At 73.9% G+C, this 25286-nt stretch carries 23 protein-coding genes and 1 pseudogene; 12 read left to right on the top strand and 12 right to left on the bottom strand.

What is annotated here, in order from left to right:
- Positions 1-4 precede the first annotated feature (4 nt).
- Positions 5-2257 (bottom strand): HAMP domain-containing protein, encoded by a 2253-nt coding sequence (locus AB0O11_RS03120; protein ID WP_363381151.1) that lies wholly within the window; start codon positions 2255-2257, stop codon positions 5-7.
- A 63-nt stretch (positions 2258-2320) separates the two neighbouring features.
- A complete protein-coding gene (locus tag AB0O11_RS03125) occupies positions 2321-2455 on the bottom strand; it encodes a hypothetical protein (protein WP_363381153.1) in 135 nt (44 codons plus the stop codon).
- Positions 2456-2480: 25 nt separating this feature from the next.
- Here AB0O11_RS03125 and AB0O11_RS03130 point away from each other — a divergent pair, with 25 nt between their 5' ends.
- Positions 2481-3449, top strand: a complete 969-nt coding sequence (locus AB0O11_RS03130; protein WP_363381156.1) for a hypothetical protein — start codon at positions 2481-2483, stop codon at positions 3447-3449.
- A 4-nt stretch (positions 3450-3453) separates the two neighbouring features.
- Here AB0O11_RS03130 and AB0O11_RS03135 read toward each other — a convergent pair whose 3' ends face one another.
- Complete coding sequence (locus AB0O11_RS03135; RefSeq protein ID WP_049660023.1) at positions 3454-3891, bottom strand: gamma-glutamylcyclotransferase; 438 nt, start codon at positions 3889-3891, stop codon at positions 3454-3456.
- A 99-nt stretch (positions 3892-3990) separates the two neighbouring features.
- Here AB0O11_RS03135 and AB0O11_RS03140 point away from each other — a divergent pair, with 99 nt between their 5' ends.
- Together AB0O11_RS03140 and AB0O11_RS03145 are read left to right on the top strand one after the other, a co-directional pair.
- Positions 3991-5445 (top strand): NAD(P)H-quinone dehydrogenase, encoded by a 1455-nt coding sequence (locus tag AB0O11_RS03140; protein ID WP_363381160.1) that lies wholly within the window; start codon positions 3991-3993, stop codon positions 5443-5445.
- A gap of 200 nt (positions 5446-5645) precedes the next feature.
- Complete coding sequence (locus AB0O11_RS03145; protein ID WP_363381163.1) at positions 5646-6638, top strand: DeoR/GlpR family DNA-binding transcription regulator; 993 nt, start codon at positions 5646-5648, stop codon at positions 6636-6638.
- A 93-nt stretch (positions 6639-6731) separates the two neighbouring features.
- Here AB0O11_RS03145 and AB0O11_RS03150 read toward each other — a convergent pair whose 3' ends face one another.
- The 6 genes from AB0O11_RS03150 to AB0O11_RS03175 form a co-directional block, all read right to left on the bottom strand.
- Positions 6732-8507: a biotin carboxylase N-terminal domain-containing protein gene (locus AB0O11_RS03150; RefSeq protein WP_363381165.1), complete on the bottom strand. Its 1776-nt coding sequence runs from the start codon at positions 8505-8507 to the stop codon at positions 6732-6734.
- A gap of 236 nt (positions 8508-8743) precedes the next feature.
- Positions 8744-9478, bottom strand: a complete 735-nt coding sequence (locus tag AB0O11_RS03155; RefSeq protein WP_363381167.1) for a hypothetical protein — start codon at positions 9476-9478, stop codon at positions 8744-8746.
- Between the two features lie 65 nt (positions 9479-9543).
- Positions 9544-10146, bottom strand: coding sequence for a nucleoside triphosphate pyrophosphatase (locus tag AB0O11_RS03160; RefSeq protein ID WP_363381170.1), 603 nt, complete (start codon positions 10144-10146; stop codon positions 9544-9546).
- Between the two features lie 47 nt (positions 10147-10193).
- Positions 10194-10334, bottom strand: a complete 141-nt coding sequence (locus AB0O11_RS03165; protein ID WP_363381172.1) for a hypothetical protein — start codon at positions 10332-10334, stop codon at positions 10194-10196.
- Between the two features lie 131 nt (positions 10335-10465).
- Positions 10466-10687 (bottom strand): acyl-CoA carboxylase epsilon subunit, encoded by a 222-nt coding sequence (locus tag AB0O11_RS03170; protein WP_363381175.1) that lies wholly within the window; start codon positions 10685-10687, stop codon positions 10466-10468.
- Positions 10688-10716: 29 nt separating this feature from the next.
- Complete coding sequence (locus AB0O11_RS03175; protein WP_363381178.1) at positions 10717-12306, bottom strand: acyl-CoA carboxylase subunit beta; 1590 nt, start codon at positions 12304-12306, stop codon at positions 10717-10719.
- A gap of 233 nt (positions 12307-12539) precedes the next feature.
- On the opposite strand from AB0O11_RS03175, the gene AB0O11_RS03180 reads away from it, so the two are divergent.
- From AB0O11_RS03180 to AB0O11_RS03195, 4 genes and pseudogenes are all read left to right on the top strand, one after another.
- Positions 12540-13433, top strand: coding sequence for a biotin--[acetyl-CoA-carboxylase] ligase (locus tag AB0O11_RS03180; RefSeq protein WP_363381180.1), 894 nt, complete (start codon positions 12540-12542; stop codon positions 13431-13433).
- Between the two features lie 173 nt (positions 13434-13606).
- Entirely contained in the window at positions 13607-14731 is a 1125-nt protein-coding gene (locus tag AB0O11_RS03185) for an adenylate/guanylate cyclase domain-containing protein (RefSeq protein WP_363381183.1), read from the top strand.
- 224 nt (positions 14732-14955) lie between these two features.
- A pseudogene (locus tag AB0O11_RS03190) lies at positions 14956-16074 on the top strand (sensor domain-containing diguanylate cyclase); the annotation flags it as partial.
- Positions 16075-16956: 882 nt separating this feature from the next.
- Entirely contained in the window at positions 16957-17301 is a 345-nt protein-coding gene (locus tag AB0O11_RS03195) for a hypothetical protein (RefSeq protein WP_363381185.1), read from the top strand.
- On the opposite strand, the gene AB0O11_RS03200 is transcribed toward AB0O11_RS03195, so the two are convergent.
- Positions 17264-17884, bottom strand: a complete 621-nt coding sequence (locus AB0O11_RS03200; protein ID WP_363381188.1) for a TetR/AcrR family transcriptional regulator — start codon at positions 17882-17884, stop codon at positions 17264-17266. The genes AB0O11_RS03195 and AB0O11_RS03200 overlap by 38 nt on opposite strands.
- A gap of 124 nt (positions 17885-18008) precedes the next feature.
- On the opposite strand from AB0O11_RS03200, the gene AB0O11_RS03205 reads away from it, so the two are divergent.
- Together AB0O11_RS03205 and hutH are read left to right on the top strand one after the other, a co-directional pair.
- The gene (locus AB0O11_RS03205) at positions 18009-19175 is read left to right on the top strand and encodes a macrolide family glycosyltransferase (RefSeq protein WP_363381270.1); all 1167 of its coding nucleotides are present in this window, start codon (positions 18009-18011) and stop codon (positions 19173-19175) included.
- 120 nt (positions 19176-19295) lie between these two features.
- Positions 19296-20873: a histidine ammonia-lyase gene (hutH, locus tag AB0O11_RS03210; protein ID WP_363381191.1), complete on the top strand. Its 1578-nt coding sequence runs from the start codon at positions 19296-19298 to the stop codon at positions 20871-20873.
- Between the two features lie 28 nt (positions 20874-20901).
- Here the strand turns inward: hutH and AB0O11_RS03215 are convergent, their stop codons facing one another.
- Complete coding sequence (locus tag AB0O11_RS03215) at positions 20902-21327, bottom strand: hypothetical protein (protein WP_363381194.1); 426 nt, start codon at positions 21325-21327, stop codon at positions 20902-20904.
- 257 nt (positions 21328-21584) lie between these two features.
- Between AB0O11_RS03215 and AB0O11_RS03220 the strand changes: the two genes are divergently transcribed.
- Positions 21585-22454, top strand: a complete 870-nt coding sequence (locus AB0O11_RS03220) for a MurR/RpiR family transcriptional regulator (protein ID WP_363381197.1) — start codon at positions 21585-21587, stop codon at positions 22452-22454.
- 57 nt (positions 22455-22511) lie between these two features.
- Positions 22512-22832: a hypothetical protein gene (locus AB0O11_RS03225; protein WP_359906104.1), complete on the top strand. Its 321-nt coding sequence runs from the start codon at positions 22512-22514 to the stop codon at positions 22830-22832.
- Position 22833: 1 nt separating this feature from the next.
- Here the strand turns inward: AB0O11_RS03225 and AB0O11_RS03230 are convergent, their stop codons facing one another.
- A complete protein-coding gene (locus AB0O11_RS03230) occupies positions 22834-23406 on the bottom strand; it encodes a Uma2 family endonuclease (protein ID WP_363381200.1) in 573 nt (190 codons plus the stop codon).
- A gap of 183 nt (positions 23407-23589) precedes the next feature.
- Here AB0O11_RS03230 and hutU point away from each other — a divergent pair, with 183 nt between their 5' ends.
- Entirely contained in the window at positions 23590-25260 is a 1671-nt protein-coding gene (hutU, locus tag AB0O11_RS03235) for a urocanate hydratase (protein WP_363381202.1), read from the top strand.
- Positions 25261-25286: the final 26 nt, after the last annotated feature.

Genomic DNA, 25286 nt, shown 5'->3' on the forward strand with positions numbered 1-25286 from the left:
GGGCTCAGCGGGCGGTTGCGGTTGCGGGGGTACGGCGGCCGGCGCGTTCGGCCTGTTCGGCGCGGACCAGCTCCTGGCGGATCAGCTCCAGGCTGCGGGCGACGGCGCCGACCTCGTCGTGGTGGACGGGGTAGAGCACGGTGCGGCGGTCGCCGGCGGCCAGCGACTCGGCGCTCGCGGCGAGCCGGCGCAGCGGCAGGCCGACGGCGATGAACAGCCAGCCCAGGCAGAGCGCGGCGGCGGCCAGGCCGAGCATGCCGGCCAGCACCACCCGCCGGTCGGCCCGGTTCTGGTCCAGGTGCAGCCAGGCCACCGGGTGGGCGGTGACCACGGACCAGCCGAGCCTGGCCACGCTGCCGTTGCCGCCGAGCGGGGCGGCGGCGAGCAGGGCCGGGTCGCCGCCGTCGCGCAGCACGTCGGCCGCGGCGGACTTCTTGGCGTCGGCCAGCACCTTGCGGGCCCGGTCGTCGGGCAGTTCGCCGAAGGAGCTGTAGCCCTCGTTGGCGGCCAGCACCCGTTGCCGGTCGTCGACCAGCCAGACCCGGCCGAGGCCGGGGCGTGCCAGCAGGGAGCCGAGGAAGTCGGTCTTGAACTCGCCGATCAGCACCGGGCCCTTGGGCTCCGCGGCGGCCTCCTGGTCGGCGTCCGCCCCGGCCCCGGTCTCGGCTGGGGCGGCGGTCAGGGCGGCCCGGGCGGCGATCCGGGGCTCCTTGCCGGAGCTGTTGAGCAGCAGCACGCCGTTCGCGCCGAGCGCCTCCGGACCGGTGCGGTGCGGGGTCTCGCCGGCCCGGGCGAGCACCTCGCCGTTCGCGCCGAGGACGTAGAGCGCGCGGTAGCGGTCGTGCTCGGCGAGGGTGGCGCGCAGCAGGTTCTCGGCCTTGCCGACGGAGGTCTCGGTCAGCGAGGGGGCGAGCGAGCGCAGGTCCGCGTAGCCCTCGTTGAGCGCCTGGCGGATCCGGTCGGCGGCGGTGTCGGTGCGGTCTCGCTGGCCGGCCACCACCTGGGTGGGCACCCGTACGCCGGAGTCGTTGCCGCCGAGGAACAGCAGCGGGCCGGACCAGCCGAGCACCAGGACGGCGCAGAGCGCGAGCGGCAGCGCGGTGCCGGGGCGGCGCTTCGCGGCCGGGGCCGGGGCCGGCGGGCGGGCGGGGTCGAGCAGCTGGCGCCGCAGCTCCTCCAGCGCGCGGGCGATCCGGGCCGCCTCGCCGCGCTTCGGGCCCCGGACGGGCTGCTCCAGCCGGTCGCCCCGGGTGAGCCGGCGGGACTCCAGGAACAGCCGCAGCAACGGGCGCTGGAGGCTGCGGATCAGGTACCAGGCGAGCAGCAGGGCGAGGACGAGCAGGGCGCCGGCGGCGGCCAGGCCGAGCGTGGGGTGGCGCAGGCCGCCGGGCTTGCCGTCGACGGTGCTGGTGGAGACCACGGTGAGGCCGAGCGGGGCGGCCAGGTCGCGCCCGTCGGGGTTGGCGACGGCGGACCAGCCGGCCACCCGGCGCACGCCCTTGTCGTCCGCGCCGCCGGTCAGGCTGCCGGAGGCCGTCTCGCCGGGGACGGGGCGTTCCCGGGCGGCGCGCTCGCGGGCGGCGGAGACCACCTTGCGGTCGGCCTCGGAGTCCAGCGCGGCGCCGGTGGTGTCCAGGACGGCGCCGGAGGCGTCGAGGACCTGGATGGTCTGCTCCTTGCGGGTGGCGATGCCGGGCAGCCGCAGGTTGTCGGAGGCGACCAGCAGCGCGCGGCCGTCGGCCTTGGTGGCGACCAGGGCGAAGGTGAGCAGCCGGGTGCCGGTGGTGGAGGGCACCAGGACGGGCGCGGGCGCGGTGTCGGTGACCTTGGTGAGGTCCAGCCCGGCCAGCGGGACGGTCTCGCCGCGGGCGGCCAGCAGGCGGCCGGTGTCGGGGCGGACCACCACGGTGCCGCGCCACTTGTGGTACGCCTGGCCGAGCGAGCTCAGCACCGCGGCGGGCTCGGCGGGGGCGCTCTCGTACCGGGCGGCGGCCCGGCGCAGGTCGGTGGCGCTCTCGTGGAGTCCGGCGCGCAGCGAGGCGGCGGTGTCCTCGGCAGCGAACTGGTGGGACTCCCGGACGGCCTGCGGGGTGTCGTCGACGCGCAGTCCGCCGACGGCCAGGGCGGTGATCGCGGCGACGGCGAGCAGCAGCACCAGCAGCAGCGCGATGGGGGGACGGATGCCTCCGAGCAGCGGCATGTCGGCCCGGCGGCGGGAGCGGTGCTGCCGCGGCGGGTTGGGTGCCGTGCTGCTCACAAGGGCCTCGTTCTCCTCCGGGCCCGGCGCCCGTTCCGGGAGGTCCGTGGCCGGCCTTCTCGGTCAAGCAGTGATCAAGAGCTGGTCAAGCCGCATCAGCGTACGAAGATGTTTCGAAAAAGTTGTCACATAGTGGTCTCCATGAGGTGTCTCTTTGGTGTCGATCCACTCGGCACCGGAGTGGATCATGGCCATCACGGCCGGCAGGGTAGGTTCGTCCGCCATGGAGATTCGGGGTTCGCGACGCTCGCTGGTGCTGCCCGTGACGGTGTTGCTGGTGCTGGCCGCGCTCGCGGGGGTGCTGACCCTGGCCGCGCGCGGCCGGGCGGAGCGGCCGCACGCCGTCCAGCCGTCCGGGACGACGCCCACCGGTCCGGCCCCGGTGGACCTGGCGGCCCGGGTGGACGAGTACACCGGGGGCTTCGGGCAGAGCGCGTACACCGCGCCGGACGCCGGGCAGCGCCGGGCGCTGGCCGAGGGCGTCCTGGGCCTGCTGGACGGGCAGGCCGAGCAGGCGGACCGCGCGCTGGCCCGGGTCGGCTACCGGCGCACCGAGTTCACCGAGGCCGCCACCGGCCGCCGGGTGGCCGAACTCGCCGACGCCACCGCGGAGTCGAGCCGCGGCTGGGGCCGGGTCTACCTGGACCTCTCGGTCCGCTCGGCCTGGTCCGTGCAGGTGCCCCACCCGATATCGGACGCCCGCACCGAGGCGCTCGGGGTGGACGTGTTCCGGGCCGCGCCGGGCGGCGTCCTGGTGCTCGCCGGGGCGCACCGCCGGGCCGGGGCGGACGGCTCCTCGGACGTCGCGCACCGCACCGACACCGCCTTCGCCGCCGTGGTCGAGGCGCTCGCCGGGCGCGGACTGCCCGGCATCCAGGTGCACGGCTTCGACGAGGGCAGCCTGCCCGGTCAGGACGCGGTGGTCTCGCCCGGCGCCGGGCAGCCGGGACCGGCCGCCGAGCTCACGGCCACCGGGCTGGGCCGGGCCGGGTACGCGGTCTGCCGGGCCTGGCGGGAGAAGTGCGGGCAGCTGGGCGGCACCACCAACGTCGAGGGCCGGTTCGCGGCCGGCGTCGGGGTGCCGTGGCTGCACGTCGAGCTGGGCAACGGCCTGCGCACCGAGCCGGCCCGGCGCGCGGTGGTGGCCGGGGTGCTGGCGGACACCGCGCGCAGCTGGGGGCCGAGGCCCTGAGGCCTCAGCAGGGGCGGCGGCGCAGGTCCATCACGTAGTCGTGCGGGGCGCCGGCGCTCTCCGCGGCGTCGGCGACCAGACCGAGGTAGCGGGCCGCGGGCAGGCCGCCCTCGTAGTCGTTGAGCACGTACGTCCAGACCGGGATGTCGCCGTCCAGGGTCTGCGCGCGCAGCTTGATCTTGCGGTAGATGCCGAGCTGGACGCCCTCCCAGCGGTCCAGGCCCTCCTCGTCCATCGGCGCGACGTCGTACAGCGAGACGAAGACCTGGTCCTTCTCGTCCTCGACCACGGTGGCGAGCGAGCCCTCCCAGCCGAGCTGCTCGCCGCCGAAGGTGAGCCGCCAACCGGCTAGCCACCCCGTGCCGCGCAGCGGGGAGTGCGGGGCTCGGCGGGTCATCTGCCGAGCATCGAGGTTGGTGGCATACGCGGCGTAAAGGGGCATGGGGGCCAGCGTAGCCCGGGCGACGGGCGGGCCGGGGCGACTGGGCGAAGCTACGGAAGCCCGGACCCCGGCGTGGCCCCGGTCCCGGCGTGCGGGACAATGGGGAACGTGACTCGGATCGTGATCATCGGTGGCGGACCCGGCGGCTACGAGGCGGCCCTGGTCGCCGCACAGCTCGGCGCGGAGGTGACCGTCGTCGACACCGACGGTCTGGGCGGATCGGCGGTGCTCACGGACTGCGTTCCGTCGAAGACCCTGATCGCGACCGCGGAGGTGATGACCACCTTCGACAGCTCGTACGAGGAACTGGGCATCCTCGTCGCGGACGACACCCCGCCGATCGAGCAGGCGGCCCGGGTGATCGGCGTGGACCTGGGCAAGGTCAACCGCCGTGTGAAGCGCCTGGCCATCGCGCAGTCCCACGACATCACCCAGTCCGTCACCCGGGCCGGCGTCACCGTGCTGCGCGGCCGCGGCCGGCTCGGCGGCGGCGGGCAGGCCGTGGACGGCTCCCGCGAGGTGCTGGTGGACGCGCCCGACGGCACCGTGCAGTCGCTGCGCGCCGACGCGGTGCTGATCGCCACCGGTGCCCACCCGCGCGAGCTGCCGGACGCCCAGCCGGACGGCGAGCGGATCCTCACCTGGACCCAGGTGTACGACCTGGAGGAGCTGCCCCGCGAGCTGATCGTGGTCGGCTCCGGTGTGACCGGTGCCGAGTTCGCCGGCGCGTACCAGGCGCTCGGCTCCAAGGTGACCCTGGTGTCCAGCCGTGACCGGGTGCTGCCGGGCGAGGACCCGGACGCCGCCGAGGTGCTGGAGGACGTCTTCCGCCGCCGCGGCATGAACGTGATGGGCCGCTCGCGGGCCGAGAGCGTCAAGCGGATCGGCGACCGGGTCGAGGTCATGCTGGCCGACGGCAAGGTGATCGAGGGCACCCACTGCCTGATGGCGGTCGGCTCGATCCCCAACACCTCCGACATGGGCCTGGAGGAGGCCGGGGTCAAGCTCAACGACTGGGGCCAGATCCAGGTCGACCGGGTCTCCCGCACCAGCGCCCCCGGCGTGTACGCGGCGGGCGACTGCACCGGCGTCTTCATGCTCGCCTCGGTGGCGGCCATGCAGGGCCGGATCGCGATGTACCACGCGCTCGGCGACGCGGTGCAGCCGCTGCACCTCAAGACCGTGGCCTCCAACGTCTTCACCGACCCGGAGATCGCCACCGTCGGCTACACGGCGGCCGACGTGGAGTGCGGCAAGATGGACGCCGTCGTGGTCAAGCTCCCGCTGCGCGGCAACCCGCGGGCGAAGATGCAGGGCATCCGGGACGGCTTCGTGAAGCTGTTCTGCCGCCCGGGCACCGGCATCGTGGTCGGCGGCGTGGTCGTCGCCCCGCGGGCCAGCGAGCTGATCCACTCGATCTCGCTTGCGGTGGACGCCAATCTGACGGTCGAACAGGTGGCCAGCGCCTTCACCGTCTACCCGTCCGTCTCCGGCTCGACCGCCGAGGCCGCCCGGCAGCTGCACATCCGCAGGCGGGCCGACGGCGAATCCTGAGCGTCCGGCGCACAGTTGGGGGCGGCTGCCGATCGGCGGCCGCCCTTCGCGCGGGCATGGCTGTCACCCGGACGGCGGGCGCAGTTCCGGGCCGGTGGCGGCGCGTATTGTACGGTCACGCGCCGCTCGTGCGTGAGCAATTCCCGCTACTAGCTGCAAACGCCTGAAAGCAGACGGTCACGCAGGTTACCGTCGGTTCTGTGTTTGCAGCAGAACGTCGCCAGTTGATCCTCGAAATGGTGCGCGCCAACGGAGCCGTCTCGCTCCGGGAGTTGGCCCGCGTCGTCCAGACCTCCGAAGTGACCGTGCGCCGTGACGTGCGGGCGCTGGAGGCAGAAGGGCTCCTCGACCGCCGGCACGGCGGCGCGGTGCTCCCCGGCGGCTTCAGCCGCGAACCCGGATACCCGCAGAAGACCCACCTGTCCGCGGCGGAGAAGAGCGCCATCGCGGACTTTGCCGCCGGCCTGGTGGAGGAGGGCGACGCGGTGGTGGTCGGCGCCGGCACCACCACCCAGGAGCTGGCCCGCCGGCTGGCCCGGGTGCCCGGGCTGACGGTGGTCACCAACTCGCTGCTGGTCGCCCAGGCGCTGGCGCACGCCAACCGGGTCGAGGTGGTGATGACCGGCGGCACCCTGCGCGGCTCCAACTACGCGCTGGTGGGCAGCGGCGCGGAGCAGTCGCTGCAGGGGCTGAGGGTCACCAAGGCCTTCATCTCCGGCAGCGGGCTGACGGCCGAGCGCGGGCTGTCGACGGCGAACATGCTGTCCGCGAGCGTGGACCGGGCAATGGTGCTGGCGGCCGCCGAGGTGATCGTCCTCGCCGACCACACCAAGCTCGGCGCGGCCGGCATGTTCCAGACCGTCGCCACCGAGACCATCACCCGGCTGGTCACCGACGAGCAGGCCACCGCGGACGACACCACCGCCCGCGAACTGGACGCGCTCGCCGACTGCGGGGTGCAGGTCGACCTGGCCCCGCTGGGCGCGGCCCCGAGCGGCGACGCCCCGGTGCACGGCACCGGCAGCGGCCCGGTCCACCAGACCCAGCCCGGCCCGATGGCCCGCCGCGGCGCTCCGCCCGCCGGCGGCGCCCCGCTGCCGGGCCAGCGCCGTCCCGGTGCGCACGGCGGTCCGGCCGGTCCGGGCGGCATGCCGGTCCGGCTGGCCGAGCTGGGCCTGCCGCGCGGGCGCTGAGCCCGTACGGACCTCGGAAACGCGACCGGTCCGCACACCCCCGAAGGGCGTACGGACCGGTCCGAGGGCCGAGGCCCGTCCCAGGGGACGGCGTCAGTCCTTGATCTCGCAGAGCGCGGCGCCGCTGCTGACGCTCGCACCCACCTCGGCCTTGAGGCCGGCGACGGTGCCCGCCTTGTGGGCGTTCAGCGGCTGCTCCATCTTCATCGCCTCCAGGACCACGATCAGCTCGCCCTCGGCGACGACCTGGCCCTCCTCCACGGCGACCTTGACGATGGTGCCCTGCATCGGCGAGGCCAGGGTGTCACCGCTGACGGCCGAGCCGGCCTTCTTGGCCCCCACCCGGCGCTTGGCCTTGGCGGCACCCGCCGCACCGGCCGCCGGGGCCGTCGAGACGCCCAGCGAGGACGGCAGCGAGACCTCGATCCGCTTGCCGCCGACCTCGACCACCACGGTCTCCCGGGTCTCGGCCTCCTCGCCGTCACCGGCCGCGCCGGCGAACGGCGGGATGGTGTTGTCGAACTCGGTCTCGATCCACCGGGTGAAGACCTTGAACGGCTCGTCGCTGCCGTGCACCTCGGGCGCGAACGCCGGGTCGGTGACGACCGCCTGGTGGAACGGGATGGCGGTGGCCATGCCCTCCACCTTGAACTCGTTCAGCGCGCGGCGGGCCCGCTCCAGGGCCTGCTTGCGGTCGCGGCCGCTGACGACCAGCTTGGCCAGCAGCGAGTCCCAGGCCGGGCCGATGACCGAGCCGGTCTCCACGCCGGAGTCCAGGCGCACGCCCGGGCCGGACGGCGGGGCGAACAGCGTCACGGTGCCGGGCGCCGGCAGGAAGTTGCGGCCCGGGTCCTCGCCGTTGATGCGGAACTCGAAGGAGTGGCCGCGCACCTCGGGGTCGCCGTAGCCGAGCTCCTCGCCGTCGGCGATCCGGAACATCTCGCGGACCAGGTCGAGGCCGGTGACCTCCTCGGTGACCGGGTGCTCCACCTGGAGGCGGGTGTTGACCTCCAGGAAGGAGATCGTGCCGTCCAGCGCGACCAGGAACTCGCAGGTCCCGGCGCCCTCGTAGCCGGCCTCCTTCAGGATGGCCTTGGACGCCCGGTACAGCTCGGCGTTCTGCTCGGCGGTCAGGAACGGCGCGGGCGCCTCCTCGACGAGCTTCTGGTGGCGGCGCTGGAGCGAGCAGTCACGGGTGGAGACGACCACCACGTTGCCGTGCTTGTCGGCCAGGCACTGGGTCTCCACGTGCCGCGGGTTGTCCAGGTAGCGCTCGACGAAGCACTCGCCGCGGCCGAAGGCGGCGACGGCCTCGCGCACCGCGGACTCGTACAGCTCGGGGATCTCCTCCAGCGTGCGGGCGACCTTGAGGCCGCGGCCGCCACCGCCGAAGGCCGCCTTGATGGCGACCGGCAGGCCGTGCTCCTGGGCGAACACGACGACCTCGTCGGCACCCGAGACCGGGTCCGGGGTGCCGGCCACCAGCGGGGCACCGGCCCGCTGGGCGACGTGCCGGGCGGTCACCTTGTCGCCGAGGTCGCGGATGGCCTGCGGCGGCGGGCCGATCCAGATCAGACCCGCGTCGATGACGGCCTGGGCGAAGTCGGCGTTCTCCGACAGGAACCCGTAGCCGGGGTGGACGGCGTCGGCGCCGGAGTCGGCGGCCGCCTTGAGGACCTTGGCGATGTCCAGGTAGCTGGTAGCGGGAGTGTCACCGCCCAGCGCATAAGCCTCGTCGGCCGCGCGGACGTGCAGCGCATCCCGGTCCGGCTCGGCGTAGACGGCGACGCTGCTGATACCGGCGTCCGAGCAGGCCCGGGCGACGCGGACTGCGATTTCCCCGCGGTTGGCGATGAGCACCTTGCGCACTGTGGCTCCCTTCTTGAACCTCGTTGAGTTTATGGATTCCTGGGCAGTACCGGCGAGTAGCCCCTGGTTGTGAACTATCCCACACGCTCGGTGATGACTTCTCCGGCCCGCCGGGCGGCCCCCCGGACGACTCCGCAGGTCGGCGCGGGTCCGTCCGGATCGGGCGGGGGCCACGGCGGGTGACACGCCGGCGGCGCGGCGGGAGGTGGCATGGGCCACAGTGTCGCGCGGACCGCTCAAACGGCGCCGGAGCCGGCGCCGGGCCGCCGCAGCGCCTCGGCCGTCACATCGGCCGCCACCTCGACCATGTCCGGCCCGTACGCCTCCGGGTTGACCACCCGCAGGACGAGCGCGAAGGTGCCGTCCTGCCCGTACTTCCGGGCGAGATCGCGGTGGTGCGCGACCAGGTAGCGCACCCCGGCCTGGTTGGCGGTGCCGGTCTGGCCGGAGACCAGGAACACCGGGCGGCCGCCGTCCGGGGTGGCGACCCGGGCCAGCAGGGTGTGCGCCTGGTCGTGGTCGGCGGTGTAGTCGCGCTCGCCCACCACGATCACGTTGCTGCCCGGGCCCGGTCCCGAGGTGACGAGCACGCCCGGCAGGCCCCAGGCCAGGTGCGCGGCCATCCTCTCGTTGCTGACCGGACCGCCCAGGCACAGCTCGGTCTTGGTGCCCAGACCGCGGTGCGCGGCGTCGTGGGCGACCAGTTCGGGCCGCGCCCCGCACTCCTCGACCAGCCCGGCCAGCCACATCAGCGCGTAGGCGTCGCGCCGGGTCACGGTGTGCGCGTGCGAGCCCGTTCCGATGCTGCGCGGCACCACGATCAGGCACTCGCTGCCGTTCGGCAGCCCGAAGAACGCCCGCACCCGTTCGACCTTGCGGCGCCGCCGCAGCATCTGGGCCAGCCAGCCCAGGCCGGCGCTGATCGCGCTGGCCACCAGGCCGAGCACCACGTTGAGCACGCTGTCGGTCATCTGCCGCGTCCCCTCCCCGTTCGAACGCCGGTCAGCTTAGGGGCGCGACTGCGGGGTGCGGCAGGTCAGTCGGTCCACAGATCCGTGATGCGCAGGTCCAGGTCGGCGAGCAGCCGGCGCAGCAGCGGCAGGGAGAGCCCGATGACGTTGCCCGGGTCGCCGTCGATGCCGTCGACGAACGGCGCCGAGCGGCCGTCCAGGGTGAACGCCCCGGCCACGTGCAGCGGTTCGCCGGAGGCGACGTACGCGGCGATCTCCGCGTCGTCCGGGGTGCCGAAACGGACGGTGGTGGAGGCGGTGGCCGAGGACTGCCGGCCGGTCGTGGTGTCGATCACGCAGTGGCCGGTGCGCAGCACGCCGGCGCGCCCGCGCATCGACTGCCAGCGGGCCAGTGCCTCGGCGGCGTCGGCGGGCTTGCCGAGGGCCTGGCCGTCCAGCTCCAGGACGGAGTCGCAGCCGATCACCAGCTCGCCGTCGGCGAGTCCGGCGGCGACGGCCTTCGCCTTGGCCTCGGCCAGGACGAGCGCGAGCTCGGCGGGGGTGGCGGCGGTGATCGCGTCCTCGTCGACGCCGCTGACCACCACGCGCGGGTCGAGCCCCGCCTGGCGCAGCAGCCCGAGGCGGGCGGGGGAGGCGGAGGCGAGGACGAGGGCGCGCTGGTCGGTCATGCCCACCAGGGTAGGGGGTGCAGGTGTCCGCCATTCGGGTGAACGGGTCAGGTGAAGGAGCGGGCGACCATCATCAGCACGGCGCCGACCAGCACCAGGGTGGCGAGCACCTTGCCGGCCCGCTGCATCCGCTCCTGCATCCGACGGGCCTCGGGCGAGGGCTCGTCGCGGGGGTCTGACCAGAGCACCCGTCCAGAGTGCGCCGGGCGGGGGTGCGGGCGCCTGAGTATCCGTACTCAGGTTCCGGGCAAAGCGGGCGGAGAAAGCCGCGTGGAGCGGGACGCCGGCGGGGCCGACCTCCCGCTCCACGCAGGGGACTTCAGTGCGCCCAGCCCGAGGTCCGCCAGGCGTTCGCGCCCGGGCGGACGGCGGGGCGCAGCAGGCGGGCGCGGTCGTTCCAGGGGGAGGCCGGGCCGACACCGGCCAGACGCGCCGCCTCGGCGGCGGCCTGCGCGGCGGCGGCCCGGGCCTGGACCACCGCCAGGACGGTGGCCAGCTCCTCGGGGGTCGGCTGCCCGTGCAGCACGTGGATCGGGGACATGGCTGGTTCTCTCCCGACAGGGACGGGGCCTACAGGGGGATGTTGCCGTGCTTCTTCGGCGGCAGCACCTCGCGCTTGCCGCGCAGCGCCCGCAGGCCGCGGACGATGTGCCGGCGGGTCTCGCTCGGTGCGATCACCGCGTCCATGTAGCCGCGCTCGGCCGCCAGGTACGGGTTGAGCAGGGTGTCCTCGTACGAGGCGATCAGCTCGGCCCGCTTCTCGTCGGCGGTGCCGGCCGCCTCGGCCTCGGCGATCTCCCGGCGGTGCAGGATGTTGACCGCGCCCTGCGCGCCCATCACGGCGATCTGAGCGGTCGGCCAGGCCAGGTTGAGGTCGGCGCCCAGGTGCTTGGAGCCCATGACGTCGTACGCGCCGCCGAAGGCCTTGCGGGTGATCACGGTGATCAGCGGGACGGTGGCCTCGGCGTAGGCGTAGATCAGCTTGGCGCCGCGCCGGATGATGCCGTCCCACTCCTGCTCGGTGCCGGGCAGGAAGCCGGGCACGTCCACGAAGGTCAGCACCGGGACGTTGAAGGAGTCGCAGGTGCGGATGAAGCGGGCGGCCTTCTCGCTGGCGTTGATGTCCAGGCAGCCGGCCAGGTCCATCGGCTGGTTGCCGACGATGCCGACGGACTGGCCCTCGACCCGGCCGAAGCCGGTGATGATGTTGCCCGCGTACAGCGGCTGGGTCTCCAGGAACTCGCCGTCGTCGACGATGTGCTCGATCACCTTGCGCATGTCGTACGGCTGGTTCGCCGAGTCCGGCACGATGGTGTCGAGTTCGAGGTCCTCCTCGGTGACCGTGAGGTCGGCCTGCTCGGGGTAGGACGGCGGGTCGCTCAGGTTGTTGGAGGGCAGGTACGAGAGCAGGCTCTTGACGTACTCGATCGCCTCCTTCTCGTCCGCGGCCAGGTAGTGCGCGTTGCCCGACTTGGTGTTGTGGGTGCGCGCGCCGCCCAGCTCCTCCATCGCGACGTCCTCGCCGGTGACGGTCTTGATCACGTCCGGGCCGGTGATGAACATGTGCGAGGTCCGGTCGGCCATCACCACGAAGTCGGTGATCGCGGGGGAGTACACCGCGCCGCCCGCGCAGGGGCCCATGATCAGCGAGATCTGCGGGATGACGCCGGAGGCGTGCACGTTGCGCCGGAAGATCTCGCCGTACAGGCCGAGCGAGACCACGCCCTCCTGGATCCGGGCGCCGCCGGAGTCGTTGATGCCGATGACCGGGCAGCCGGTCTTCAGCGCGAAGTCCATCACCTTGACGATCTTCTCGCCGAAGACCTCGCCGAGCGAGCCGCCGAAGACGGTGAAGTCCTGGGCGAACACGGCGACCTGGCGGCCGTCCACGGTGCCGTAGCCGGTCACCACGCCGTCGCCGTACGGCCGGTTCTTCTCCTGGCCGAAATTGGTCGAGCGGTGCCGGGCGAACTCGTCGAACTCCACGAAGGAGTCCTCGTCCAGCAGATCCACGACCCGCTCGCGGGCGGTCAGCTTGCCCTTGGCGTGCTGCTTCTCCACGGCCTTCGCGGAGCCGGAGTGCACCGCCTCGTCCAGCCTTCGCCGCAGGTCGGCGAGCTTGCCGGCGGTCGTGTGGGGGTCGTACGGCGCCTCGGTCATCCGGTGGCTCTCCCTGATCCATGGCCGCGACCTGTTCGAGTGCGCGCGGGGCCGGGTGGGTGGGCCCGCGCATGAGGGCAGGGCGGCGCTACGAACTACCGCTGGGTAGCGTAGCCAGCGCGGAGGGCGATGCGTCATGTCCTGGCGTTATGGCCATCGACACAGTTTTGTCGGCGGGCTTTCTGCGGGACGATGGGGCGGCCTGCATCCCGTACCCGATCTAGTGTTTTCCCATGACCGCACCCGAGACCCCCCGCCGCAGCGGACTGCGCGGCTTCGGCCACGCCGGACCGTCGCCCTGGACCGACCTGGACCGTCCGCCGCTGGACGAGGAGGCGCTGCGCCACGACCTGCTCGTCCCGGGCGGGCTGTGGACCTCCCTGGACGTCGTCGCCGAGACCGGCTCCACCAACAGCGACCTCGCCGCCCGGGCCGCGGCGGGTGCCGGGCAGGGCGCGGTGCTGGTGGCCGAGGCGCAGAGCGCCGCCCGCGGCCGGCTGGACCGGCAGTGGACCGCCCCGCCCCGCTCAGGGCTGTTCCTGTCCGTCCTGCTGCGCCCCGAGGAGGTGCCGGTCGAGCGGTACGGCTGGCTGCCGATCCTGGTCGGGGTGGCCGTGGCCAGCACGCTCGGCCGGGTCGCCGGGGTCGAGGTGGGGCTGAAGTGGCCCAACGACCTCCAGACGGAGATCGACGGCGCGGAGCGCAAGCTCGGCGGCATCCTCACCGAGCTGGCCGGCGGTGCGGTGGTGGTCGGCATGGGCCTCAACGTCTCGCTGCGCGCGGAGGAGCTGCCCGTTCCCACCGCGGCCTCGCTCGCGCTGGCCGGCGCCTCGACCACCGACCGGGGCACCTTGCTGCGCGCCCTGCTGCGCGAGTTCGCCGTGCTGTACCGGGAGTGGACGGCCGCCGCGGGCGACCCGCACGCCAGCGACCTGATGCGCGCCTACGTGGACCGCTGCACCACGCTCGGCCGCCAGGTGAAGGTTTACCTGCCGGGCGACCGCGAGCTGGCCGGCGAGGCGGTGGCGGTGGACGGGGACGGGCGGCTGGTGGTCCGTGCGCCCGACGGCGTACGCCGGGCGGTCGGTGCCGGGGACGTCGTCCACGTGCGCCCCGAGCCCCGCTGAACGGCAGTCTTCACCTCCCCTTGACCCGGGCTGATGCCCCGGATCCGACGATTCCGTGCGAACATTCCACCTGGCAGCGGTGTGAGGCGCGCCACTGCCCGCCCGGGTGGCGGACGGCGCGCCCGGACAGGTAGGACACGAGGCGAGTGCGGCGATCGCACGGGGACGGACCGGTGGCAGAGGACGGCAGCAGCGGCGCGACGGCGGGCAACGACGACCAGACGGTCGCGCTCGAACTGGAACGCCTGATCCTGGACGCGCCGCGCCGCTACACCCCGTACCAGGCCGCGCGCGCCGCCGACGTCCCGATGGAGCTGGCCACCCGCTTCTGGCGGGCCATGGGCTTTCCCGACATCGGCCAGTCCCGGGCGCTCACCGACGGCGACGTGATCGCGTTGCGGCGCCTGGCCGGACTGGTCGAGTCCGGGCTGCTCAGCGAGTCGATGGCGATCCAGGTGGCCCGCTCCACCGGCCAGACCACGGCCCGGCTGGCCGGCTGGCAGATGGACACCTTCCTGGAGAACCTCACCCAGTCCGCCGAGCCCGGGCTGACCCGCGCCGACGTCGCGTACCCGCTGGTCGAGCTGCTGCTGCCGGAGCTGGAGCAGTTCCTGGTGTACGTCTGGCGGCGTCAGCTGGCGGCCGTCACCGGCCGGGTGGTGCAGGCCGCCGAGGACAACGAGATCACCAGCGGGCGGCTCGCCGTCGGTTTCGCCGACCTGGTCGGCTTCACCCGGCTGTCCCGGCGGCTGGAGGAGGAGGAGCTCGGCGAGCTGGTCGAGACCTTCGAGAACACCTGCTCGGACCTGATCGCCGGCCAGGGCGGCCGGGTGATCAAGACGCTCGGCGACGAGATCCTCTACGTCTCCGAGGACCCGGCGACCGCCGCCGAGATCGCGCTGAGCCTGATCGAGGCGCTGGCCGGGGACGACACCATCCCGCCGCTGCGGGTCGGCATGGCCTTCGGCACGGTCACCTCGCGGATGGGCGACGTCTTCGGCACCACCGTCAACCTGGCCAGCCGGCTCACCTCGATCGCGCCCAAGGACGCGGTGCTGATCGACGGCGAGTTCGCCGCCGCGCTGGAGCAGAACGGCAGCGTCGCCCCGGCCGACTCGGAGGGGCCGGGCCTGGCCGAGGCGCTGTCGGTCGCGGCCGGGATGCCCGCCTCCGGGCTGCCGATGCCGGGCCCGGAGGCCGGGGCCAGGTTCCACCTGCAGCCGATGTGGCGGCGGCCGGTGCGGGGGCTCGGGCTGGTCGAGCCGTGGCTGCTCACCCGGCGGCTGACGGCCGAGTAGCGGCGGGCGCGCGGGGCGCGCTTCCGCGCGGCGAGGGCGACCTTCCGGGTGCCGAACGGTTGAAACCCGTACGGTCTGCTGCGGGTCCATCCGGGCAATCGGGGCATAACCGAACGAAACCGCCATAGTCTTGGTGCAAGCGGCCGGCCGGGTGCGGCCGGTCGACGGGGGTCTGGCAGGACCGAGCACAGGAGCGAGGCGAGCCGGTGAGCAGTGAGGCGATCATGACGGACCGCGACTGCGACTGCGGCGGCCGGCGGCACCCCGATCCGCTGCCCGACCTGAGACTGCAGTCCGTGGTCGAGCTGGCCCAGGACATGGCCGCCGCGATCACCCCGCTGGAGGCCGTCCGGGCCGCCGCCGCCCGGGCCACCGAGGCGCTCGGCGCCACCATGGCCGCCGTCTCGGTCTGGGACCGCGAGTCCGGTCGGCTTCGGGTCCTGGTCAACCACGGCGAACTCGCCCCGGGCGAGGAGGAACTGCCCGAGGACGAGTCGTACCCGGTCGCCGACTTCCCCGAGATCGTCACGTACCTGGAGGAGCGCTGGAGCACCGGGCGGCTGCCGCGCGCCTGGCTGCAGAGCGCCGAGAACAGCGAGCCGCACGCCGGGCACACACACCCGACCGCCGGCGCGTACTGCCAGGAGCGCGCTGCGGCGCTGCGCCGGCGCGGGCGGGCCTGCTGCGTGGTCGCGCCGATCGTGCTGCACGGCCAGGCCTGGGGCGAGCTGTACCTCGCCCGGTTGGCCGGGATGCCCGAGTTCACCGAGGCCGACGCCGACTACGCGACCCTGCTCGCCGCCCAGGTCTCGGCCGGGCTCGCGCAGACCGAGCGGCTCGCCGACCTGCGCAAGCTCGCCTTCTCCGACCCGCTCACCGGCCTGGCCAACCGGCGCGCCGTCGACGCCCGGCTGGAGGGCTCGCTGGAGGCCCACAACCGGGACGACACCGTGGTCTCGCTGGTGGTCTGCGACGTCAACGGGCTGAAGCGGGTCAACGACCAGCTCGGCCACGAGATGGGCGACCGGCTGCTGGAACGGTTCGCCCACCAGCTCTCGCTGGCCGCCGCCAAGCTCCCCGGCAGCCTCGCCGCCCGGCTCGGCGGCGACGAGTTCTGCCTGCTGGTGGAGGGACAGAAGGCCGACGAGGTGGTCGCCGTCGCCGAGGAGCTGTGCGCCCGGGCCCTCGCGCTCTCCGAGGGCGAGGGCGTGGCCTGCGGCGTCGCCTCCACCGGGGACTCGATCGGGCCGGTCACCACCCCCGACCGGTTGTTCCGGCTCGCCGACGCCGCCCAGTACCGGGCCAAGGCGGCCCGGGCAGCCCACCCCGTGGTCGCCGGGCGCAGCCACGGCCCCGGCTTCTCGCCCGACCCCACCGTGCTGCTCGCCGACGCCGCCGACCCGCACCACCGGGCGGACGGGCGGCGCGGGCCGAACGGCCGGGCCGGGGCGGGCGACCGGCGGCGCTTCCGCGGCGCCGCCCGCAGCGCCGACCCGGGGCAGCTGCTCACCGCCGTGCTCGCCTCGCTGGACCAGAGCGCCGGGGCCCGGGCCGTCCACCCGGCGGACACCCTCGGCAAGCTGGTCGTGGTCGCCGAGTCCTCCGCCCGGCTGCTGGACGCCGTCGGCTGGTGGGTCTCGTACGTCCCGCCCGGCTCCCACCTGATGCGCACCGTCCAGCACGCCGTCTACCGGATGACCAGCGGCCCCAGCAGCGCCCGCGCGGAGACCCAGCGGGCCCAGATCGAGGCCCCCGACGCGGTCTTCGACCTCCGGCACTACCCGATGACCCGCCGCGCCGTCCGGGGCGGTGCCTTCGCCCTGCGGGCGGGTGCGGCCGGCAACGATCCGGCGGAGGAGGCCATGCTCGTCGTCTCCGGCTACCGGGGCATGGTCGCCGCCGGCGGCCAGAACCCGGCCGGCGGCTGGCTGGTGGAGCTCTTCGCCGACGACGCCACCCTGCCGCTGGGCCAGGCGGCCTGCGCCATGCGCGCCCTGGTCGCGGTCGCCCTGGCGGGGCCGGCCTCGCCGCCGGTGGTCTGAGGCGGCCGTTGCGTCCGGTGTGCGGGCGGCCGGGGCGGACGGATCGGCACGTCCGCTCGCGCCGTGTGCGGATTCGGTGACCGGGGTGTCCCGGGTGGGTCGCGGTTGCCGACCGGGGGTGCCCGGCGCGGGCGGGGCGGTGGAAGGTGGGGCGACGGTCTTTCGGAGGGCGGGGGGTTCGGCGTGCACAGACGGTTGACGGGTGCGGCGGTGGCCGGGGTGCTGCTGCTCGGAGGCGCGGTGGCGGGGGCCGCTCCCGCATCAACGGCGCCGCCGGTGCGGACGGCCGGGGCGGTGCGGACGGTGCCCGAGCGGGCGCCTCGGCTGCGGACCGCCGCCGGGGTGCACCGGGTCACGGAGTCCGCGCTGTCCGGGTCGAAGAAGCGCCGGGCCCGGCACGGCTCCCACGGCGGGTTCGGCGGGCTGTTCACCTGGTTCGCCGTCGTGCTGCTGGTCTGCGTGCTGGTCGTGGTGCTGGCGGTGTTCTGGTTCAGGCGTCGGGGCCGCCGCCGGCCGCAGTCGGGTTGAGGGCCCGCAGGGCGGCGTCGACCAGGCGGTCGGCGTGCTCGTGGGTGAGTGGGCCGAGCCGGTACTGCCAGCGGTAGTAGAGCGGGCCGTAGAGGAGTTCGACGGCCAGGTCGAGGTCGGCGTCGGGGGCGAGCTGGCCGGCCGCGCGGGCGCTGCGGAGACGGTCGCGGGTGATCTCCAGCAGCGGGTCCAGCAGGCGGGTGCGGTACTCGGTGTGCAGTGCGGGGTCGTTGAGGATCTCGGCGATGATCGCGCGGTAGGTGCGGTCGGCGCCCGGGTCGGTGAGCTCGTCGCTGGTGGGGCGCAGGACGGCCCGCAGGTCGGCGGCGAGGTCGCCGGTGTCGGGGAGCGCGAGGCCGCCGTCGTGCTCGTTGACGGCGAGGAAGGCGTCGAAGACGACGGCCCCCTTCGAGGGCCACCACCGGTAGATGGTCTGCTTGCCGACGCCGGCCCGGGCGGCGATCGCCTCGATGGTCAGCTTGCCGTAGCCGACTTCGGCGACGAGTTCGGTGGCGGCGGTGAGGACGGCGGCGCGTGCGCGCTCGCTGCGGCGGGCGGGGTCGGGGGCGGTTCTGGAAGCCATGGGAAAAATTCTATGCGAAATGACGAGACGAGACGTATTGTCTTCCCAGGTCCATGCGAGACGGAACGTCTCGTCTCAACCGCTGCCCCCGGAGGTGCCCGTGAACCGCCCCGCACACATCCTGATGGTCTCCGTCCCGGCCCACGGGCACGTCAACCCCAGCCTCGCCGTGATCACCGAGCTGGTCGCCCGGGGCCACCGGGTCAGCTACGTCAACGACCCCTCCTTCCGGGAGGTCGTCGAGTCCACCGGCGCGGCCTTCGTGCCGTACCCGACGAAGCTGCCGCTCGCCGACGACCCGGACGGCTGGCCGGAGGACCCGGTGGCGATCCAGGACGTCTTCCTGGACGACACCCTGTCGATGTGGTCCGCCATGCTGGAGGTCTTCGAGGACGACCGCCCGGACCTGGTGCTCTACGACATCGCGGGCTTCGCCGGGCGGGCGCTCGGCGAACGGCTGGGCGTGCCGGTGGTGCAGTTGTCCTCCGCCTTCGTCGGCTGGGAGGGCATCGAGGAGGACCTGGCCGCGGTCTTCGAGGCCACCCGCAACGGCCCCGGCGGCCCCGAGCACTACCGCCGGTTCGCCGACTGGCTGGCCGAGGCCGGCGCGGTGGAGCGCGACGTGGAGGCCTTCAAGGGCCGCCCCGACCGGTGCGTCGCGCTCGTCCCGCGCGCGCTCCAGCCCAACGCCGACCGGGTCGACGACCGGCGCTTCACCTTCGTCGGGCCCTGCTTCGGCGATCGGGCCCACCAGGGTCGGTGGCAGCGGCCGGCCGGCGCCGAGAAGGTGCTGCTGGTGTCGCTCGGCTCGGCGTTCACCCACCATCCGGCGTTCTACCGGGCCTGCGTCCAGGCCTTCGGCGAGCTGCCGGGCTGGCACACCGTGCTCCAGATCGGCAAGCACACCGACCCGGCCGAGCTCGGCGAGGTGCCGGACAGCGTCGAGGTGCACCGGTGGGTGCCGCAGCTGTCGGTGCTCTCCCAGGCGGACGCCTTCGTCACCCACGCGGGCATGGGCGGCTCCAGCGAGGGGCTGTTCCATGCCGTGCCGATGATCGCGGTGCCGCAGGCCGCCGACCAGTTCGCCAACGCGGACGCCCTGGTGGGCCTCGGGGTCGCCCGCCGGCTGGACACCGGCCGGGCCACCCCGGAGGCGCTGCGCGCGGCGCTGCTGGAACTGGTCGGCGATCCGGCGGTGGCCGGGCGGCTGCGGGACCTGTCCGCCGCCGGCCGGGCCGAGGGTGGCACGGCCCGGGCGGCCGACCTGATCGAGGCCGAACTCGGGCGGTAGGTGTACGGAAGGGGTGGTCGGGGGCCGCGGCGTGCGGCGCCGGTCCGGAGGGCGGAGAATCCGGATGGTGAGGACCTGTTGTCATATCTTCATTCACCTGATGTGATGGTGTATATGGATATGCACAGTGCTGTGGCCCCCGACGCTCCGCTGGTCCTGGTCGGCAAGGCCGACGTCAGCGCCGAGGACGTCCTGGCCGTCGCCCGGGGCAACGCCCGGGTCGAGATCGGTCCCGACGCCCAGGCCGAGATGGCGGCCGCCCGGGCGCGGATCGACGCCCTCGCGGCCGAGCCGCGCCCCGTCTACGGCGTGTCGACCGGCTTCGGCGCGCTCGCCGTGCGCCACATCAGCCCCGAGCTGCGCGCCCAGCTGCAGCGGTCGCTGGTGCGCTCGCACGCCGCCGGCATGGGGCCGGTGGTCGAGCGCGAGGTGGTCCGCGCGCTGATGTTCCTGCGGATGAAGACGCTGGCCTCCGGCCGCACCGGGGTCCGGCCGCTGGTCGCCCGGACCATGGCCGCCCTGCTCAACGCGGGCATCACCCCGGTGGTGCGGGAGTTCGGCTCGCTCGGCTGCTCCGGCGACCTCGCGCCGCTGTCGCACTGCGCGCTGGCCCTGATGGGCGAGGGCACCGCCACCGGCCCGGACGGCGTGGAGAAGCCCGCCGCCGAGCTGCTCGCCGCCGCCGGGATCGAGCCGGTCGAGCTGCTGGAGAAGGAGGGCCTCGCCCTCATCAACGGCACCGACGGCATGCTCGGCATGCTGGTGATGGCCATCGCCGACCTCCAGCGGCTGTTCACCACCGCCGACATCACCGCCGCGATGAGCCTGGAGGCGCTGCTCGGCACCGACAAGGTGCTCGCCCCCGAGCTGCACGCCCCGATCCGCCCGCACCCGGGCCAGGCGCTGAGCGCCGCCAACATGCTCGCCGTCCTCAAGGGCTCCGGCCTCACCGGCCACCACCAGGACGACGCCCCGCGGGTCCAGGACGCGTACTCGATCCGCTGCGCCCCGCAGGTGGCCGGCGCCGGCCGGGACACCCTCGCGCACGCCCAGCTGGTCGCCTCGCGCGAGCTGGCCGCCTCGGTCGACAACCCGGTGGTGCTGCCGGACGGCCGGGTGGAGTCCAACGGCAACTTCCACGGCGCCCCGGTCGCGTACGTGCTGGACTTCCTCGCCATCGCCGCCGCCGACCTCGGCTCGATCTCCGAGCGCCGCACCGACCGGCTGCTCGACAAGGCCCGCTCGCACGGCCTGCCGGCGTTCCTGGCCGACGACCCGGGCGTGGACTCCGGTCTGATGATCGCCCAGTACACCCAGGCGGCGCTGGTCAGCGAGAACAAGCGGCTCGCCGTCCCGGCCTCGGTCGACTCGATCCCGTCCTCCGCGATGCAGGAGGACCACGTGTCGATGGGCTGGTCGGCCGCGCGCAAGCTGCGCCAGGCGGTGGCCAACCTCGGCCGCATCCTGGCCGTCGAACTCACCGCGTCCGCCCGCGCGCTGGAGATCCGTCAGCAGGCCGACGGGGTCGGCGGGCTCGCCCCGGCCACCGCGGCCGCGCTGGCCGTCGCCCGGGAGGCGGGGGTCGGCGGCGCCGGCCGCGACCGCTTCCTCTCGCCGGACCTGGAGGCGGCCGCGGAGCTGGTCGCCTCCGGCGAGCTGGTGCGGGCGGTCGAGCGGGTCACCGGCCCGCTGGCCTGAGCCGGTGGCGCCGCGGGGTGACGGGGGCTCAGTCCCAGTCGCTCCGCGGCGAGCGCCCGCCGCGGTTCCCGCGGTTGCGCAGCTCGCCCAGGGCAGCGGCGAGGTTGACCCCGACGATGCCCGCCCAGCAGACCACCAGGCCGGCGAAGCCGCCGCTGTCCGGGCTGCCCGCGATCGCCGTCAGCGGGATGCCGAGGACCAGCGAGGTCACCGCGAGCCCGGTGTTGGAGCGCTTGCCGGAACCCGAGCGGCGCGGGTGGCCCCGGTGCTGGGACCGCGGCTCGTAGTCGTCCATCCGCTCGGCCACCGACCGCTCGACCCGGGCGTCCAGGCGGTCGTCGAGCCGCTTCATGAAGGAGTCGACGAGTGCGTCCTCGTACTCCTTGCCGAGCTCCTTGCGGGCCTGGAGGGTGGCGTCGAGGTCGCGCCGCAGTTCGTCCTGACGAGTGTCCATGGAACCAGAGTGGGGCAGCCGGGGCGTCCGGTCCATGCGTTCGCAGGAGGAATCCGGGCGGGCTCAGGGACAAATCAGGGTTGCCCCGACCACGGCGCGGCCGCCCACCGGCCGTCGGAGCCCGTCCGAACCAGTCCCGATCCGTCCGATCCGCGGGGCGTCTCACCCGGCATCCCGTCGTACGAGACGTCTTTGCCAGGTGCGGCGCACTGCTGCACAGTCGTCGTCCGAACCGCTCGCACCCGGAGGTACCGCTGATGACCGCCACCGACGAGACCGGCAGCGTCGGCCCCTCCGCCCGGCTGCTCCAACTGTTCGAGGGGCACCGGCTGACGCCGACCCAGCGTCGGATCGCGCACTCGCTGGTGCGGCACGCCACCGAGGCGCCGTTCCTGTCCAGCGTGGAGGTCGCCGAACTCGCGGGCGTCAGCCAGCCGTCCGTCACCCGCTTCGCGGTCGCGCTCGGGTACGACGGCTACCCGGCGCTGCGCAAGCAGCTGCGCGAACTCGGCGGCGGCGAACAGGCCGTGCCGGAGACCCCGGACGACGCGGTGCGCAACGAGCACCAGCAGGCCGTGCTCGCCGAGATCGCGCACCTGCGCCACCTCGCCGAACTCCTCGCCGACCCGGAGCCGATCACCCGGGCCGCCCGGCTGCTCGCCGCCTCCCGCCCGCTGCCGGTGCTCGGCCTGCGGGCCGCCTCGGCGCAGGCGCGCGGCTTCGCCTACTTCGCCGCCAAGGTGCACCCGGACATCCGGCTGCTGGACGAGGGCGGCAGCATGCTCGCCGACCGGCTGGAGCAGGCCCGGGCGGCAGGGGCCAGCGCGCTGCTCTGCTTCGCGCTGCCGCGCTATCCGCGGGAGCTGATGGAGGCGCTGACGGTGGCCCGCGAGTGCGGGCTGACGGTGCTCACCGTGGCCGACAGCGCCTTCGCGCCGGTCGCCAAGCTGTCCGACCTGATGCTGCCGGCGGCCGTCGGCACCGGGCTGGTCTTCGACACCGCGTGCGCGCCGATGATGCTCGGCCGGGTGCTGCTGCAGTCCATGTGCGACGAACTCCCGGGAGCGGAGGCGCGGTTGGAGGCGATCGAGCAGTCCGCGGCGGCGCGTGGGCTGTTCTTGGAATGACGGTGGGGGAGTAGCCGCCACCAACCCGGGCATCCCCTCCTGCAGGGGGTGTCACCCATGCACGTGATCCATGAGATGAAGTTCGTCGCCCGGCTCTCCTCGGGTGCCGACGAATGGTCCTGCCCCGCCTGCGGACGCCGCGTCACCCTGCGGCGCCTGCCCGAACCCGAACTGACCGTCCTCGACCCGGGCGACGAGTCGGCCGTCCACGTCGGCGTCATCGAACCCGACGCCCGCGCCGTCGCGGCCGCCGAGAAGTACGGCCTCGGCCCCGTCCAGAACATCCCCCGCCCGCCGTCCCCACCCGCCCCCGACGCCGACGACCGCCGCTGGCTCGCCGAGATCGGCATCGACTGGGACGGCGGCGCGGCGGCCTGACTCAGCCGCGCGGCGCGTACAGCGGTAGACCGGAGGTGTCCAGTTCGGCGGGCAGTGGCGAGGGCAGCGGGACGGGCTCGCCGTACTTGCCGTGCAGGACGCCCTGGTACGCGCCGTCGCGGGGGTGGGTGTGGAGCGTCCAGGTGCCGTTGCGCGGGTCGAGCGCGAGCAGGGCCGGGGCACCGGCGCTCGCGTACCAGTCGGTCTTGGTGGCGACTGCCTTCACGCCCTCCGAATTGGAGATGACCTCGACGACGAGGGCCGCCTCGTGCGGGTCGGCGAGCCACCGGTCATCGTTCTCCCAGTCGACGGGGAGGACGATCAGGTCGGGTGTGGCGTAGTCCTCGTCGTTGCCCGGCATGTAGACGGACGACACCTCGTAGGCACCGAGATCGGCCGGCAGCCGGGGGTCCAACCGGATGCGCAGCCGTCGCACGGTTCCCGCGTGCTTGCCACGGGGTGTCGGGGACATCACCAGGGTTCCTCCGATGATCTGGACGCGAAGTCCCGTGCTCTGCTCGATCTCCTCCGCCGCATCCCGGAGTCTGCCGGGCCGCACGGTGATGGCCGTCATCGTGTCCTCCGCTCCCTGGTGCTGGGCCGAGTGGCTGGTGTTCGCCCGGGTTCAGGCTAGCGCGCCGAGTAGGCCGGTGCCGCGGCTGATCGGATTGCTCCGGGGTCTGGTCGAAACTCTCTTGTTTAGTTATATTCAGCCGAACCTAGCTTGAATGAATCCATCCGCAGGGAGGCCGGGACTATGGTGCAGCAGCAGGCGAGCGGGCCGCGCGAGGTGCGCGCGGCGCGTGGGACGGGGCTGACGGCGCAGGGGTGGCAGCAGGAGGCCGCCCTGCGGATGCTGATGAACAACCTCGATCCGGAGGTGGCCGAGCACCCGTCGAAGCTGGTGGTGTACGGCGGTACGGGCAAGGCGGCGCGGGACTGGCGGTCCTTCGACGCCATGGTGAAGACGCTGCAGGGGCTGAAGCAGGACGAGACCATGCTGGTCCAGTCCGGCCGCCCGGTCGGCGTGATGCAGACCCACGAGTGGGCGCCGCGGGTGCTGATCGCCAACTCCAACCTGGTCGGCGACTGGGCCAACTGGGAGGAGTTCCGCCGGCTGGAGAGCCTCGGGCTCACCATGTACGGGCAGATGACCGCCGGCTCGTGGATCTACATCGGCACCCAGGGCATCCTCCAGGGCACCTACGAGACCTTCGCCGCCGTCGCCAACAAGCGCTTCAACGGGTCGTTGGAGGGCACCATCACCCTCACCGCCGGCCTCGGCGGGATGGGCGGCGCCCAGCCGCTGGCCGTCACCATGAACGGCGGCGTGGCGATCTGCATCGACTGCGACCCGTCCCGGATCGCCCGCCGGATCGAGCACCGCTACCTGGACGTCGAGGCCAAGGACCTCGCCCACGCTCTGGAGCTCGCCACCGAGGCCCGCGACAGGAAGCGGCCGCTCTCCATCGGCGTGCTGGGCAACGCCGCCGACCTGGTCCCGCAGCTGCTCGCGATGGACGCGCCGATCGACATCGTCACCGACCAGACCAGCGCCCACGACCCGCTCAGCTACCTGCCGGTCGGCGTCGCCTTCGAGGACATGGCGGACTACGCGGCCGCCAAGCCCGCCGAGTTCACCCAGCGGGCGCGCGAGTCGATGGCCCGGCACGTCGAGGCGATGGTCGGCTTCCTGGACCGTGGCGCCGAGGTCTTCGACTACGGCAACTCGATCCGCGGCGAAGCGCAACTGGCCGGCTACGACCGCGCGTTCGCCTTCCCGGGCTTCGTTCCGGCGTACATCCGCCCGCTGTTCTGCGAGGGCAAGGGCCCGTTCCGCTGGGCGGCGCTGTCCGGCGACCCGCAGGACATCCACAAGACCGACAAGGCCGTCCTCGACCTCTTCCCGGAGAACGAGTCGCTGGCCCGCTGGATCAAGATGGCCCAGGAGAAGGTGCACTTCCAGGGCCTGCCGGCGCGCATCTGCTGGCTCGGCTACGGCGAGCGCGACAAGGCCGGCGAGCGCTTCAACGACATGGTCGCCTCCGGTGAGCTGTCCGCCCCGATCGTGATCGGCCGCGACCACCTGGACTGCGGCTCGGTCGCCTCCCCGTACCGGGAGACCGAGGCGATGCTGGACGGCTCCGACGCGATTGCCGACTGGCCGCTGCTCAACGCCATGGTCAACGTCGCCTCCGGCGCCTCCTGGGTCTCCATCCACCACGGCGGCGGGGTCGGCATCGGCCGCTCGATCCACGCCGGTCAGGTCACCGTCGCCGACGGCACCGCGCTGGCCGGGGAGAAGATCCGCCGGGTGCTCACCAACGACCCGGGCATGGGCGTCATCCGGCACGTGGACGCCGGGTACGACCGGGCCACCGAGGTCGCCGCCGAGCGTGGCGTCCGCGTTCCGATGGGCGAGCTGTGAGCGAGCGGTGGGGGTACCCCCGGCCG

It is taken from the genome of Kitasatospora sp. NPDC093102 (genome assembly GCF_040683915.1).
GTDB lineage: Bacteria > Actinomycetota > Actinomycetes > Streptomycetales > Streptomycetaceae > Kitasatospora.

What these genes read in the sequence shown, in the direction of transcription:
- AB0O11_RS03225 (WP_359906104.1), top strand. Translation starts at nt 22,512, where the DNA reads ATGCACGTGATCCATGAGATGAAGTTCGTCGCCCGGCTCTCCTCGGGT.
- AB0O11_RS03200 (WP_363381188.1), bottom strand. Translation starts at nt 17,884, where the DNA reads ATGGCTTCCAGAACCGCCCCCGACCCCGCCCGCCGCAGCGAGCGCGCA.
- AB0O11_RS03135 (WP_049660023.1), bottom strand. Translation starts at nt 3,891, where the DNA reads ATGCCCCTTTACGCCGCGTATGCCACCAACCTCGATGCTCGGCAGATG.
- AB0O11_RS03230 (WP_363381200.1), bottom strand. Translation starts at nt 23,406, where the DNA reads ATGACGGCCATCACCGTGCGGCCCGGCAGACTCCGGGATGCGGCGGAG.
- AB0O11_RS03215 (WP_363381194.1), bottom strand. Translation starts at nt 21,327, where the DNA reads ATGGACACTCGTCAGGACGAACTGCGGCGCGACCTCGACGCCACCCTC.
- AB0O11_RS03220 (WP_363381197.1), top strand. Translation starts at nt 21,585, where the DNA reads ATGACCGCCACCGACGAGACCGGCAGCGTCGGCCCCTCCGCCCGGCTG.
- AB0O11_RS03170 (WP_363381175.1), bottom strand. Translation starts at nt 10,687, where the DNA reads ATGTCCCCGATCCACGTGCTGCACGGGCAGCCGACCCCCGAGGAGCTG.
- AB0O11_RS03140 (WP_363381160.1), top strand. Translation starts at nt 3,991, where the DNA reads ATGGGGAACGTGACTCGGATCGTGATCATCGGTGGCGGACCCGGCGGC.
- hutU (WP_363381202.1), top strand. Translation starts at nt 23,590, where the DNA reads ATGGTGCAGCAGCAGGCGAGCGGGCCGCGCGAGGTGCGCGCGGCGCGT.
- AB0O11_RS03155 (WP_363381167.1), bottom strand. Translation starts at nt 9,478, where the DNA reads ATGACCGACAGCGTGCTCAACGTGGTGCTCGGCCTGGTGGCCAGCGCG.
- AB0O11_RS03175 (WP_363381178.1), bottom strand. Translation starts at nt 12,306, where the DNA reads ATGACCGAGGCGCCGTACGACCCCCACACGACCGCCGGCAAGCTCGCC.
- AB0O11_RS03160 (WP_363381170.1), bottom strand. Translation starts at nt 10,146, where the DNA reads ATGACCGACCAGCGCGCCCTCGTCCTCGCCTCCGCCTCCCCCGCCCGC.
- AB0O11_RS03130 (WP_363381156.1), top strand. Translation starts at nt 2,481, where the DNA reads ATGGAGATTCGGGGTTCGCGACGCTCGCTGGTGCTGCCCGTGACGGTG.
- AB0O11_RS03205 (WP_363381270.1), top strand. Translation starts at nt 18,009, where the DNA reads ATGGTCTCCGTCCCGGCCCACGGGCACGTCAACCCCAGCCTCGCCGTG.
- AB0O11_RS03180 (WP_363381180.1), top strand. Translation starts at nt 12,540, where the DNA reads ATGACCGCACCCGAGACCCCCCGCCGCAGCGGACTGCGCGGCTTCGGC.
- hutH (WP_363381191.1), top strand. Translation starts at nt 19,296, where the DNA reads ATGCACAGTGCTGTGGCCCCCGACGCTCCGCTGGTCCTGGTCGGCAAG.